Below are 13,810 nucleotides of genomic sequence, written 5' to 3' on the forward strand. Positions count from 1 at the left end.
CCATTTCCGGTTTTGAACAAATACAACAAAACGGAAACATCTGCGCACATCAACTTTCTTAAATGTCTCCAAACCGTACGAACGAGAACCTGAAAACCTGGCTCATTTTCGCCGTTATTTTAATTGCGGGAATCGCGCTAAGGGTCTATCGCCTGGACCGTTACAGCATCTTTTTCGATGAAAGAAGCACATTGGTGATCAGTCAGGGTGTTGTTTTGGAAGGGGCCAATCAGAAGGAAGTTTTTTCAAATCTGACATTATCCAATTCCGGATTCTGGAAAACACCCGAATTCAGTCTGAGGCCGCCTGGCGTGCTGCGCTCTTTTACTTATAATGAACATTACTCGCCGCGCGCTTTTACGCCGGCTGAGTTTTGGGCTCCAAAAACATTAGACGATTATTACGAAGCCAATAACCGCAGCGATATCGGCAACAGCCCATTTTATTATCTGCTTTTGCACAACTGGATCGAAGTGTTTGGGTTAACCGATTTCTCTATCCGCATGCTTTCGGTTATTTTTAGTGTGCTCATTATCGGGCTCACTTATTTGTTTGCAAGGCGCTTTTTCAGCGTTAATACGGGATTAATTGCCTCAGCCATTGTTGCGATTGAGCCTTTCTTCATCGGATACAGCCATCAGGCACGCAGCTATTCACTGACTTTCTTCCTGACATTGCTTGCCACGTATTTCTTTTTACAAATTATTGAAAATGAAGGGAGTAAGCGTAAAACCACTGGGTTATACATTGGCTACATCATCGCCGCCGGACTTGGATTAATGTCCCATTTTTTAACCATTGCAGTTTTGGTAGCGCATGCGGCTTATGCTTTGCTTTATTTGCGCAATATAAAGGGCTGGATCAAAATGGCGGTTTCGGCAGTTGCAGCATTGTCGCCCGTGACGTGGTGGATGCTTTTTGGCGGCGGCATTTATACTTTGTATACGCTTAATTATCAGGCGGATCTTTACCGGAGAATGGCTGAAACGAAGCCTTATGACAATCCTTTTGGGGTGATTTTGCCAGCGACGTTAGGCAATGTTTTTACCAAATCGTTACCCATTTTCGCCGATCTGGTCATTTTTACAAATGGATTAACGGATGCATTGGCAGGAAAAAAGAATGTGTTTGCCGCGCTTTTTATCGGCATTCTGCTCATTGCTTTTTACCGCTTGCGTAATTATTTAAAGATCGCGGAAGGCTTGAAAATGGCCATCCCTTTCGTTTTGGTGCTGACAGGAGCTTTGTTTTATAACAATCATAAATTGCAATTCGTAATTTTCTCGATCAGCATTTTTGCCCTATCGTTTATTCCTGACGTGCACAGGCAGGCTGACAAACAGCAAAGGAGGCGGCTTTGGATGATTTACATTATGGCCCTTTTTCCAACCTTCTTTTTGATATTAATGTCCTTCAAAAACGGGCACACATATGGATTAATGCAGCGCTATTCAGGTTTTTCGTTTCCTTATGTGATCATTCTTTTAAGTCTGTTATTACAATATTACAATACGATTAAGGTTGAATTCAGGACATTGCTGTTTATTGGGTTGGCTTGTCAGCTTTATTTCGTTTCTGTGAGGCTTGTGGAGCTTTACGAAGACCGGTCTCCGAAATACGGATATTTTGCGACGCCGAGACAACCAAATCCATATTACGAAGCGGCTCAGGAGATTACAAAGTTGTATCAAAAAGGAGACACCATCCTGTATCCGGCCTCGCGTTACGAGATTTTGTCTGAAATGGACCGCACATTCCTGCCTTATTCTGTTCAGGATGCGCAGGTTACGAATTTGTATTTACCAAAAGATGCCCAATATGTGCAGGTGATGGATACGACGCAAACCACACATATTTTGCTCAAAAAAGCAGGCAAACCGGAGCCGATCGTGATCAAGAAATTGAAAGGTCTGCGCTATGGATTGGAGTAAGCAATGTGCGTTGCCGGCAAAAGCCGACAAATAAGATTTTGTATATTGCACACGCAAAACAGAAGTTTGGACCTTTATTTTGTGAGATTTTCTTAATATCGACATATACACAGGCATGACTGCAGAAGAGATATTGAATGACCCCAGACAAATAAGCGGAGAACTTCGGCTTAAAATATTGGGTCTTTACCATAAAGCAAATGCTGGGCACATCGGCTGCTCGTTAAGCTGCATCGACCTCATGATTGCGGTCCTTTTTCTGCAAAAGTCGGAGGAAGACACCTTCATTTTATCCAAAGGCCACGCAGCAGCAGCATTATACGCATGCCTGAATGTTGCCGGCGAGATCACCGACGAAGAACTCGACACATTTTACCAGGACGGAACAACACTCCCCGCCCACCCTGCTCCAAGACAATACAAAGGAATTCCATTTGCAACCGGCTCATTAGGACACGGGTTGCCTATCGCAACGGGCATTGCGCATGCAGCCAAAGTAAGCGGCGATGAAACTTATTCATTCGCATTGCTTTCTGATGGTGAAACCAATGAAGGAACAACCTGGGAGGCAGCACATTATGCCATTCAAAATCAGCTGGATAACCTTTTTATGATCATTGATAAAAACGGTTTGCAGGGATTCGGTTTTACAGACAAAGTCCTGGGCGAAACGGCTTCTGTGGAAAAATGGAATGCCATTGGTTTTGAGACAATTGAAATCGACGGCCATGACATTGCATCGATTAGTTTGGCTATTAATGAATTGAAAACCCATAAAAACGGTCTTCCTAAGGCAATTATCGCAAATACGGTGAAGGGCAAGGGAGTTTCCTACATGGAAAACAAACTGGAGTGGCATTATTTACCGATGAATAAGGACCAATACGAGCAAGCCACGCTGGAAGTAAAGGAACGCTACTTTAATGAATTGACGAATGCTTGACCAATTGCCGGTTTACCGCGAAAAAATAGAAAGTTTAAAAGGGCCTGTTTTTGTTTTTGGTGCAAGCGGCTTTATCGGTGCCAATTTATTCAACGAAATTTTCAAGATCCGCAAGGATTGTTACGCATTGACACACGATGCGACAAAGGCGTGGCGACTTAAATTGCTTAATGTTCCTTTCGAAAATATCGTGCATTGCGACATCCTGTCCCACAACTCGGTTCAGGAGGTTTTTGAAAAATACAAGCCGCAGACAATTTTCAATCTTGCAGCTTACGGCGCATACAGCAAGCAAAGCAATGTTAACCTGACTTACGAAACGAATGTGATCGGGACGGTCAACATTCTTCAAAACTGCACGAAGGAAATGGTTTATATCCATGCCGGAAGCAGCTCGGAATATGGATTCAATTGCACTTCGCCGAAAGAGACGGACCGTGTTGAGCCAAACAGTCATTATGCGGTTTCCAAGGTTTCAGCGGCTTATTTGCTTGAATATTATGCAAAGGTTTTTGATCTGAAAACCCTTAATCTCAGACTTTATTCCATTTATGGATATTGGGAAGAGCCAGACCGGCTGATCCCGAAATTGATTGAAAACGCCAGAAAGAAACAGCTTCCTTCGCTGGTTTCACCTGACATCAGCCGCGATTTCGTGTTCATTGAAGACTGCGTGGAAGCGTTTTTGGACGCTGCGCTTAAAATCAATAAAGAGACATCCGGTAAGTCATACAATATTGCAACGGGCCGTAAAACGACCATGGGCGACCTCGTTGACACATCCAGAAGGACTTTTTCGATTGCACAGGAACCGCAGTGGGGCAGCATGTCAAACAGGAAATGGGACCTGGCCGAATGGTATGGCGACCCGACTGCTTTTGAGCAGGATTTTGGCTGGAAAGCACGGACGCCACTGGAAACCGGACTTTCAAAATACAGTCAATGGCAGGCGGATATGCGTTATGAAGAGCGCGTAATCCCTGCTTTTGAAAATCCGAAATTGAACCCGATCATTACCGCCATTATCGCTTGTTATAAGGATGCGCAGGCGATTCCGTTCATGTATGAGCGCCTTGTGAAGACATTCAATGATCTGAAAGTGCGTTATGAGATCATTTTTGTAAATGATAACTCGCCTGATAATCAGGAAGAAGTGATTAATAAGATTTGTGACAAAGATCCTAATGTCGTTGGGATCAGCCACTCACGAAATTTCGGTTCTCAGTCCGCATTTTTGAGCGGAATGGAAATTGCAACAGGCGATTGCGTGGTTTTAATGGATGGAGATTTGCAAGATCCGCCGGAAATTATTCCTGCTTTTTACGAGAAATGGATGGATGGGAATGACGTTGTTTACGGCGTCCGCGTGCAACGCGAAATGAAGCCGCACATTCACTTTTTTTACAAATCGTTTTACAAAGTTTTTCAAGGCCTCAGCTACATTGCCATTCCCCGCGATGCAGGTGACTTTTCAATGATCGACCGCAAGGTTGTCAAAGAATTGGTGGATCTGCCTGAGACTGAGCAGTTTTTAAGAGGATTGCGTGCCTGGGTTGGTTTTAAACAAACGGGCGTTCCCTATGTAAGACCAGAAAGAATGTTCGGTGTTTCGACGAATAACTGGACAAAGAACATTTGGTGGGCCAAGAAGGCGATTTTCTCATTCAGTTTTGCTCCTTTGGAATTGATGAGTTATGCAGGTTTTGCATTAACCGGACTTTCAATTCTGGGCATTATCTGGCAAATATTGGCCAAATTCGTGTTTTTCCCGGATACGCCACAAGGAATCAGCACAGTTATAGTGCTCGTTGTTTTCTTTGGGGGGTTAACAATTCTCGGCATTTCATTCCTGGGCGAATACATTGCCAAGATCTTTGAAGAGACCAAAAAACGACCAAAATACATCCGAACCAAAATCCGCCGCGGCTCAAAAGCATACAAAACCGCCGATGAGATCCGGACTTTGGTTAAGCAATTGAGGAAATAATGTAATGTTTAAGCAAGCTCAACAACTTTGAAATCTCAAATGGAATTGAATAAATTCAAATTAAGGTTGAAGCTTGATGGTTATTATCAAACAAAAGACATTACACGACTATTGCATTAAATATCCTGAGGCCAAAACAGCAATTGCTGAATGGGCCGATAAGACAGAATCAGCAAACTGGGCAAACTTCACGGACGTGAAATCCGTTTTCAATAGTGTCGATTACGTTGGCGATAACAGGTTTGTCTTTAATATCAAGGGAAATCAATATCGCATGGTTGCAATGATATTTTTCAGCGTTCGGACGGTATATATCCGCTGGTTCGGATCGCATAGCGAGTATGATAAGATCAATGTTTCAAAGATTTAAAGGACATTGCTATGAAACTCTTGACTGAACAAGAATATAATGAAGCGCTCAGGATTATTGACAATCTGATTGCTGAGAATTTTGAGGAAGACATAAAAAAGCGGCAAGCGTTTTTGAAGGTTGCGAAAGCAATTCAGGAATACGAAAGAAAAACGTATCCGCTTCCAAAACTGGAAACTGCTGAAATAAAAAGTGCCTAACAGCATCATCATACAAACCGAATGAGAAAAGAATTTTCGAATGCTATGGAGCAATTGGCAATGGAGGACGATTCCATTGTTTTTATAACGGGCGACCTTGGCTATAATGCATTGGAAAACCTGCAGGCCAAAATGGGTAAGCGCTTTATCAATGCAGGCGTTGCAGAACAGAATATGATCGGCGTTGCAGCCGGATTTGCTCATAAAGGATACAAAGTTTTCTGTTACAGCATTGCCCCTTTTATTGTTTACAGATGCCTGGAACAATTCCGTAACGACGTGTGCTTTAATAATTTACCCGTTTTCCTTGTGGGAAATGGCGGTGGTTATGGTTATGGAATCATGGGCAGCAGCCACCATACAATTGAGGATTTGGCATGTCTTAGCGGGGCAGCAAAATGCCAATGTCTGGGTGCCTGCATTTGCTGACGAAGTAGAACCCGTTATTCAGCAAATTGTAGCTGACGCACGCCCTGCTTACTTACGTCTGGGTGCTGGCAAAACAACGCCTGATAACAGCTACGCAAGTGGCTCGTTCAAGATTATTCATGCGCCTGAAACGGCCGAAATCACGGTTTTTGCACTGGGACCGATTGCTAATAATGTAATGACCGCCCTATCGCTTGCTGATGACCTGGCTTCGAAAGTCAATGTTGTTACTGCTTTGCATTTTCCTTTGCAGATCAACGATGATCTGGTTACTATGATCCGGAAAGCGCCGTCGATCCTGGTTGCGGAAGAGCATATCAGCACGGGCGGACTGGCGCAGCAATTGTCTGTTCAGTTGCTCGAAAGAGGCATTTTCCCGCGCAGTTTCAAGAGTCTGAAAGCAGAAGGTTATCCAAACAGCCGTTACGGAAGCCAGACTTATCATCAGAAATTATCCGGACTGGACCCCGATTCCATTATCTCACATATTGGCCAACTAATGATTCCGGCATGACAAAAAAGGCTTTAACCATCATTCTGAGCCTGATCCTGCTGCTACCGGTCCTGATATACTTTACGGTCTGGAATTATTATGCTATTAACATCCCAAAATGGGACGACCACGCTTTAAAGGAATTTATCCTTTTCTATTCGCAGGCTGACACCTGGAAGGAAAAGATATGGCTGCTTTTTAAACAACATAATGAACACCGGATCTCACTGACCCGCCTCATAGCATGGTGGGATTATTCGTTGTTCGGTGCGCTGAATTACAGGCATTTGATGACTGCAGGAAACTTGCTGCTCCTCGCCGTGATCCCGCTTTGGTATGAACTCCTTAAAAAGAACAAAAAGCCGCTTTTCGCACTTGTCCCGATCCCTTTTCTCTGGCTTACGCTTGCATATTGGGAAAATATGTATTGGGGAATGGCAGCGATCCAAAACTTTGGCGTCGTTACATTGACGGTTTGGACATTGTATTTGTGTATCAATTTCAAGACGCTTCCTTACATTATTTCTCTGTTTCTGGCTGCGGTTACAATTCTTACCAGCGGAAATGGCTTGCTCGTTCTTCCCTTAGGCGCATTGTTGCTGTTTTTGACCGGAAACCGGAAACGGTTTGCGCTATGGCTGATCCTCAGCGCAGTTGAGATTTTCTGTTATTTCAACTGGTATTCCAAACCCGAATCTAACCCGGAATCCAAGGCGTCTATTTTTCAGTTCATAAAAGGTTATATGGCCTTTATCGGGTCGTTTGCAGAATCCTTCCCGGTTGCTGATCATATCAGGGTTTGCTTCCTGATGGGGATTGTTCTGTTTCTTGTGGCGGTTTCTATTGTTTCCACGACACTTTTCCGGATCGTCAGAAATAAATATGCGAACAAATTTGAGCGCATTACAGATCTATTCTGCCTCGGGACAGTTCTTTTTATCCTGGGAACTGCATTAATCGTTGTTTACAGCCGCGCAGGATTTGGTTTCGATACATTAGTAACGAGCCGCTATAAAATATACTCAGTTCTGCTACTGATCGTCGCGTATTTATATGTAGTGATCCCTATTCGTGGGAGTTTTCTGTCCCCTTATGTTACTGCTATCATCTTCCTGGGCATTGTTTTCAATGTTTTCAGCTATCATTATCATTTGGTTGAAGCCTATAATCTGCGAAAAGACCTGACGACTTATCAGTTCAACTGGACTTTTAATGATAAAAAACTGGCCCATCCCACCGACACGTCCCTGGCTGCAAACATTGTCGAGAAAACGCCTGTTTTCTACGATAAGCTGCTTCCGCTGATCTCGCTTGCTGATCGGCAGACTTATGCCGGAAACTCACGCGGCTTAACCGAATTGTATGATCGCACCACATTCACCCCTGGCAAAGAGAATCTGATTGTTGAAAACAACACATTTACCAGTCAGCGCTTGCAGGACAGCGGCATTTACATTCTACTAAGTTCAAAAGACCGTTATTATCTTTTTCCAGCCAAAAGAACGCGTAATACAAGCAGGAAAGAGCTGTTTTTGAAGCAATATTATTTCGCACCCGGGTTCAGGGCGGACATTCCCTTTGCAGAAATGGACAAAGGTGTTTATGATGTAGCATTGATTCGCCAGCAAGGTGATCAGACGGGCATTTTGTTTCAAAATCAAAAGGTCCGTGTTAATGAAGTTAAAAAGAATAAAGTGAAGGTAAACTGGTAAACATGCGCAGCAATTCACAAGGACACATTATCCAGCTTGATGGAATCCGGTTCATTGCCATTGCGCTGGTCCTAATTGAACATCTTTTTGTAGAAGTAAACACGGTGCCCGTCGGTGCGACCGGAGTTACTATATTTTTCGTATTAAGTGGATTTCTGATTTCCAGGATCCTGTTAAAAAGCAAAGAAAAGAACTACGGAACAGAAGGCGGTTTCAGGAAATATCTGGGTAAGTTCCTCATTCGCAGAACGATCCGCATCTTTCCGGTTTATTATCTGACGATTTTCCTGCTTTACATATTCAATGTACCGCCGGTGCGGGAAAAGCTGGGCTGGCTTGCCTTATATGGCACCAACATTTACATGGCCTGGAACAAGACCTGGATGGGTTCTATGGACCATTTGTGGTCGCTGGCTGTGGAAGAGCAGGTTTATTTATTCTTCCCTTTTCTGATCTTTTTTATTCCAAAAAACAAGCTTGTCCCCGTCTTGGGCGTCATGGGCTTGTTGAGCATCGCATTCCGATTTTACTATTATTTCGCTAATCCGGATTTTGCAATCGACGACTGGATTGTGACTTACGTGAGCACGCCCGCTTGTCTTGATTCATTCGCCCTGGGTGGATTGCTGGCGTGGCTGCAAGTTTACAGGAATGATTTTTTCGTAAAGCTTTTCAATAAGTCATGGCCCGTTTTGCTTGCGTTTGCAGGCTGGGTGCTGCTTCAATTCTGGTCCAAATCCTTTGATAACCGTTTCAACGTTTCTTTTGTGGTGTTGGACAGAACCGTTTCGTCTTTGTTTGGGTTTTTCCTGATAGGAAGGGCTGTGATGGGATACAACGGCATTATGGCAGCATTTTTAGAGAATCCCGTGAGCATTTATTTGGGTAAAATCAGTTATGGTTTATATCTCTATCACAACTTTGTTTACAATCATTTTCACAGCGGCCCAATGCATCCGACGGTCCGGCTTTTCCGGAAAATATACCAATATGCGCCCGACTTAAAAGGATCAGTTGCCTTCGAAGCATTCGTAGTAATTTCGCTGACGATTGCTGTCGCATCCATTTCGTGGCATTTTTTCGAGAAGCCAATTAATGCGCTGAAAGACAGGTACGCATAGTAATTTATCATTACCGATAGCCCGGTTACAGGCTTTATTTATTAATTTCGCGCAACCATACCAAATAAGTTTCTGCATGTCGTACCTTCTTAGTATAGTAATGCCCGCATACAATGAACAGGATTGTATCGAAAAGGTAGTATATAATTGGACTAATTTTCTTAAAAATAAATTTCCCAACGACAATACAACGCTGATTGTAATCAACGACGGTTCCAAGGATAATACAAAAGTGCTTTTGGACAAACTGCAGCAGGAAGTTACCAATCTGACGGTTATCAATCAGAAAAATGGTGGTCATGGCAATGCAGTTGTAAATGGCTATCGCAAGGCTTTGGAACTCAATTCTGAATATGTTTTCCAAACAGATAGCGATGACCAGTTTGTATCAGATGATTTTGACAAACTTTGGAATAAACGCAGCCAGTCGCAATTTATCCTGGGATATAGAGAAGTAAGGCACGATGCCGGTGTGCGTTTGTTTATCACCAAATTCCTCCGCGGCACCATCTCTACGGTTTACGGAACATTCATCATGGACAGCAATATTCCTTTCCGTTTGATTAAAGGAACATTCTTGCAAAAACTGATGAACCAGCTTCCTGATCCAGAGCCGTTTGCACCAAATATATTCCTATCCGTTATGGCTAAAAAGTCAGGTCAGGAATTGTTTGACATCCCCATTACACATAAAGATCGCGAAACCGGAACGGTTTCAATCGTAAAATGGAACCTCTGGAAGGTTTGTATACGCAGCTTCAAAGAACTGTTACGGTTTCGTCTTGAACTCAATCAAAAAGTAAAAGCGATCCGTGCTTAAACATTAGGCTTGTGTCGAAAAAATACATTTTTGCTATCCTGCTCGCTGCTGTCATTGCGGCAGCAGGATATTTTCTGTTCCAATATGCACGGGGATCTGCGGCTGCCTGGAAATTCATTCCATCCAGCGCAATTGTGGTGATTACCAGCGAACATCTTCAAGATTCCACGTACGTTGCAACCGACGCTTCTCTCGACATTAAAAGGTTGCCGTTACTGGACATTGCAAGTGACAATCTTTCCTTGCTCAATCTTTTTACCAATGATCAGAAAAAGCTCAACAACTTTCTGAAAGACAAGGCGATATCGTATTCCTATCATCCCAGAACCAGCACGGAATGGGGTGTGATCATGTATATTCCCATCAACAATGAGGAAGAAACAAAATGGCTGAGCAAGCCGCAACATCCGAACATCCGGGCGCTGCACCATAACTTTCAGGATCACCGAATTACCGACATTATTGACAGCAATTCCCGTCCGCTTTTCTCCTATCTGGTTGAAGATCATTATCTTATTGTAAGTTATTATGGCGATCTGATCGAGGATGCGGTCCGGGCTTCTTCACTTAACATTGATTCTTTCAAGCTGAAATCAAGGTTTGCTGGCATTAATGATTCCGATTATGGAACTAGCATTTATTTGCGGAATGATGCGTGGAAATCGGTTATTTCAGGTGATAATGTCAATGCGAATTTTTATGAGTTTGGCAGAAACTTTCCCAATTTCCAGGACTTTCACATTGACGAAGCCAAGACGAAAAGTAACCTTTCTCTAAAATCCACCGGCACAAGCGCACCCGATTATTATTTGACCGACATTGTAAAAGACATTCCGGGGGCACCATTCACAGGTCATAAGCACATTTCGCAACAAACTTCTTTTCTATACAGATCCGCGGTTGTGGATCGCGAGGCGTTTCAAAAGGAATTTGCCGCATGGCATAAAGGTTACAAATCCGAATCCTGGAACAAGCTCAATTATTACATTGGAAAAGAAAGCAATTTGCTGATTGACAACCTTGGAGCGGAACTGATCCTGTGCCAGTTAGAAGAAAATAACAGCATTAGCGACGGCAAGATCTTGCTGGCAGAATTCTCAAATTATGAAAAGCTTCGACCCGTTTTGAAGAAGCTTTCGGCGTTAGCAAACGAAGAAACAAATGTATCGATTGACCAATATCAAGGTTACGATATTTATTCAGTGCCCATTTCTGAACTTCCTTCGGGACTTTACGGTCCCATGTTTACGGGCTTTCCGAGAAGTTACATTACTTACATTGCGCCGTATCTGGTGATCAGTAATAACTCGCAAGTGCTTCAAAATTACATTGTTGACTACGAAAATCAGATCACTTGGAAGCAGTCCCCCGAGTATGACAGCGTGCTGACATCTGCAAAGTCCGAGGCGCAGCTTTCTTTGATTGTTAACTTACGCAAGGCGCAATCGCGGGCTGGAAATGATGGCATAAAAAAATATGCTGACCTGGTTTCGAAAATGGAATCGCTTGTGTTTCAGTGTAAATATGATGACGGCGAAGCATTTCCTGAAATCACGCTTCTTGCCAAAAAACGGCAAACGGCAAGCAAAGTTCTCAACCGCACATTCCTGAACATTGACATTGAGTGGCCGGATATTTTCGACAGTGAGCTTGCCGCATTGCAAAACCCGATTGACGGCAGTTCCGAAATCCTTTTGACTGACAAAGCGCATAACCTGCTCAGAACAAACAATTTAAGGGAGGGAAAAACGGAGACTATTGCTAAATTGAACGGGCCCATCGCCACGGCTGCATATAAAGTCGATTTCCTGAATATCGGCAGACAGCAACGCATTTTCGCCACAAACCGCACGGTCTACGCGTTGGATGAAGACGATTCAACGACAGTAACAACATTCACGGCATCGCTTCCTTCCTCCGAAGACATTGCAGCTTTATACGCAATCGACGGCGGAGATGATGGCAGTAACCGGTTCATTATCAAGAACAAAGCAGAAGAATTATTTCTTTGGGAAAGCGTTACGAAGCCAATCAGGCGACTGAATAGTTCGGTGAATTTTGAGAATGTGCAAAGTCCGGTGGTTGCTTTAAATCAAATCGGCAATCGCGGCTTCATCGTCACTCAGAAAAATGGAAAGATATTCTTGTTAAAAGAGAATGGAAGCGTTCGGCAAGGCTTTCCAGTTGACATTCTGACCCGGACTGAAAGTGCTTTCACCTGGACACAGAATTCTGAAACTGGCCAGCCGGAGTTGGTGGGCGTAAGCGTTTCGGGGGAACTGATCCGCATTAGTCTGGACGGTAAAATCACTTCCCGGAAGCAATTACTGCGTCCGGAACCGGGCTCAAAGTTCAAAACGCTTTTTGACCGAAATTCTCTTGACTGGATTTTGATCAGATCATTGAATTCCAAAACAGCCATTATTACGAAAGATGGGAATGACCTGTTTGAGATAAAAGACATTCTACCGAATTCCGTTATTCAATATCATTTCTTTGGCGTCGATAACCGCTTTATCACCATTAAGTCAGGCAATTACACCACTGTTTTCGACATGACCGGAAAACGGCTTGGCGACAAAGCGATTCCGTCGGAAATGCCTGTGCAGCTGACTTATCAGCCAGGTTACTATAAGTTGCTGATATTCAGCAGGTCGGAGAAAAAGATTCAGGTTTGGTCCGTTAAGCTTCGTTAGCAGATATGAAGTTTTTAAAATACACGATTTTAATTTTAGGAAGCATTATCTGGGCCTGCGGGCTCAATCCTACCCTTTTGGGGCTGGTTGGAAAATACAAATTGATCACCGACGGCTATCAGTATGGTGACCTTTACCGCATGGCCAACCTTTCTGCATTTAAAGATCCGAAACAGCAATGTCCTCCTTACACACCGCCTGCCAAAAATAAGTCTGACAAAAAAGTCCATTTATACATTATAGGCGACAGTTTTAGCGAAGAAGAGCGCGTTGGCAAGCAGGATTTTGCGGTGGACGAATACACAAGGGTTCATTGGTCCGAAATGCTGCACGTCAAACTCGACACTTCTAAAACCAACATTCTGCTCCTGGAATCGGTTGAAAGACATTTCAGGCAGCATCTGGAAACTCCCGTTACATTGATTTTGCCAGATTCGGCGACATTTATTCAAAAAGTCGTTTCTTCCCAATTCATGAACAAGCTCGATGATGCATTCAACGGAAAACAGGCCCAGGATCGATTCGAAGCGCTTTTATTTCAAAACGAAGCATTCCTGAAAGTCAAAGAGTGGAAAGCTGATTTTACTTATCACTTTTTCCATCGCGTCAATACGAGCGTAACGCTTGTGGATGAAGACCGGAGCGTGGTTTCTTACATGGACACGGACACGCCGCATGTGACCTCATCTTTTTCAGAAATACGCGATACGCAACTGGATTCGCTTGTTTTGAATTTGAAACTGAGCAAAGATTCAGCCCACGCCATGGGTTTTGATTTTGTTGCCTTATCGATCATTCCTAACAAAGTTTCGGTCATTCATCCCGAATATGGCGCTTATAACCGCCTGATCGAGCGCGTTTACCAACATCCCGATCTTCCCATGCCTTACATTGATGTGCTGGGCGATTTCCGTAAAATGGGAGCGGCTGCTTACTTGAAAGGTGACTCTCACTGGACCTGCGAGGCGCAAAACTTGTGGCTTAACAAGGTCAATACATTGATCAACAGCTTCGTCGGTCAGGAAAATATGTAATGTTTTGCCTGCTTATCAGCCGGATTTCCTACATTTAAAAATAACAAATGCTGGTTTCCCGCTTTTTAAGATCA

The 13,810-nt window shown here is 43.5% G+C and carries 12 protein-coding genes; all 12 read left to right on the top strand.

Going from position 1 to position 13,810, the window contains the following annotated elements:
- The first annotated feature begins 62 nt into the window (after nt 1-62).
- Nucleotides 63-1,931 carry a glycosyltransferase family 39 protein gene (locus AC0IYG_RS25935; RefSeq protein ID WP_471714002.1) on the top strand — a complete coding sequence of 623 codons (1,869 nt, stop codon included), beginning with the start codon at nt 63-65 and terminating at the stop codon, nt 1,929-1,931.
- Between the two features lie 115 nt (nt 1,932-2,046).
- The gene (locus AC0IYG_RS25940) at nt 2,047-2,874 is read left to right on the top strand and encodes a transketolase (protein WP_471714004.1); all 828 of its coding nucleotides are present in this window, start codon (nt 2,047-2,049) and stop codon (nt 2,872-2,874) included.
- On the top strand, nt 2,867-4,861 hold the full coding sequence (locus AC0IYG_RS25945; protein WP_471714006.1) for an NAD-dependent epimerase/dehydratase family protein: 1,995 nt from the start codon (nt 2,867-2,869) through the stop codon (nt 4,859-4,861). The genes AC0IYG_RS25940 and AC0IYG_RS25945 overlap by 8 nt, the downstream gene beginning before the upstream one ends.
- Nucleotides 4,862-4,937: 76 nt before the next feature.
- Nucleotides 4,938-5,231 carry a type II toxin-antitoxin system HigB family toxin gene (locus AC0IYG_RS25950; RefSeq protein ID WP_471714343.1) on the top strand — a complete coding sequence of 98 codons (294 nt, stop codon included), beginning with the start codon at nt 4,938-4,940 and terminating at the stop codon, nt 5,229-5,231.
- Nucleotides 5,232-5,242: 11 nt separating this feature from the next.
- Entirely contained in the window at nt 5,243-5,431 is a 189-nt protein-coding gene (locus AC0IYG_RS25955) for a hypothetical protein (RefSeq protein ID WP_471714008.1), read from the top strand.
- Nucleotides 5,432-5,452: 21 nt separating this feature from the next.
- On the top strand, nt 5,453-5,860 hold the full coding sequence (locus tag AC0IYG_RS25960) for a transketolase family protein (RefSeq protein ID WP_471714010.1): 408 nt from the start codon (nt 5,453-5,455) through the stop codon (nt 5,858-5,860).
- Entirely contained in the window at nt 5,844-6,374 is a 531-nt protein-coding gene (locus tag AC0IYG_RS25965; protein WP_471714012.1) for a transketolase family protein, read from the top strand. The genes AC0IYG_RS25960 and AC0IYG_RS25965 overlap by 17 nt, the downstream gene beginning before the upstream one ends.
- Complete coding sequence (locus AC0IYG_RS25970; protein WP_471714014.1) at nt 6,371-8,065, top strand: hypothetical protein; 1,695 nt, start codon at nt 6,371-6,373, stop codon at nt 8,063-8,065. Before AC0IYG_RS25965 ends, AC0IYG_RS25970 begins: the two co-directional genes overlap by 4 nt.
- A gap of 2 nt (nt 8,066-8,067) precedes the next feature.
- Nucleotides 8,068-9,186 carry an acyltransferase family protein gene (locus AC0IYG_RS25975; protein WP_471714016.1) on the top strand — a complete coding sequence of 373 codons (1,119 nt, stop codon included), beginning with the start codon at nt 8,068-8,070 and terminating at the stop codon, nt 9,184-9,186.
- Nucleotides 9,187-9,262: 76 nt separating this feature from the next.
- On the top strand, nt 9,263-10,006 hold the full coding sequence (locus AC0IYG_RS25980) for a glycosyltransferase family 2 protein (protein ID WP_471714019.1): 744 nt from the start codon (nt 9,263-9,265) through the stop codon (nt 10,004-10,006).
- A gap of 11 nt (nt 10,007-10,017) precedes the next feature.
- Nucleotides 10,018-12,702, top strand: coding sequence for a DUF3352 domain-containing protein (locus AC0IYG_RS25985; protein ID WP_471714020.1), 2,685 nt, complete (start codon nt 10,018-10,020; stop codon nt 12,700-12,702).
- A 5-nt stretch (nt 12,703-12,707) separates the two neighbouring features.
- Complete coding sequence (locus AC0IYG_RS25990) at nt 12,708-13,736, top strand: hypothetical protein (RefSeq protein WP_471714021.1); 1,029 nt, start codon at nt 12,708-12,710, stop codon at nt 13,734-13,736.
- The last annotated feature ends 74 nt before the right edge of the window (nt 13,737-13,810 follow it).

The sequence above is a fragment of the Dyadobacter sp. AC419 genome (assembly GCF_979253085.1).

Bases quoted from the DNA above. Each gene is read 5' to 3' on its own strand.
- AC0IYG_RS25945 (WP_471714006.1), top strand. From the start codon at position 2,867: ATGCTTGACCAATTGCCGGTTTACCGCGAAAAAATAGAAAGTTTAAAA.
- AC0IYG_RS25955 (WP_471714008.1), top strand. From the start codon at position 5,243: ATGAAACTCTTGACTGAACAAGAATATAATGAAGCGCTCAGGATTATT.
- AC0IYG_RS25990 (WP_471714021.1), top strand. From the start codon at position 12,708: ATGAAGTTTTTAAAATACACGATTTTAATTTTAGGAAGCATTATCTGG.
- AC0IYG_RS25975 (WP_471714016.1), top strand. From the start codon at position 8,068: ATGCGCAGCAATTCACAAGGACACATTATCCAGCTTGATGGAATCCGG.
- AC0IYG_RS25950 (WP_471714343.1), top strand. From the start codon at position 4,938: ATGGTTATTATCAAACAAAAGACATTACACGACTATTGCATTAAATAT.
- AC0IYG_RS25970 (WP_471714014.1), top strand. From the start codon at position 6,371: ATGACAAAAAAGGCTTTAACCATCATTCTGAGCCTGATCCTGCTGCTA.
- AC0IYG_RS25960 (WP_471714010.1), top strand. From the start codon at position 5,453: ATGAGAAAAGAATTTTCGAATGCTATGGAGCAATTGGCAATGGAGGAC.
- AC0IYG_RS25935 (WP_471714002.1), top strand. From the start codon at position 63: ATGTCTCCAAACCGTACGAACGAGAACCTGAAAACCTGGCTCATTTTC.
- AC0IYG_RS25980 (WP_471714019.1), top strand. From the start codon at position 9,263: ATGTCGTACCTTCTTAGTATAGTAATGCCCGCATACAATGAACAGGAT.
- AC0IYG_RS25940 (WP_471714004.1), top strand. From the start codon at position 2,047: ATGACTGCAGAAGAGATATTGAATGACCCCAGACAAATAAGCGGAGAA.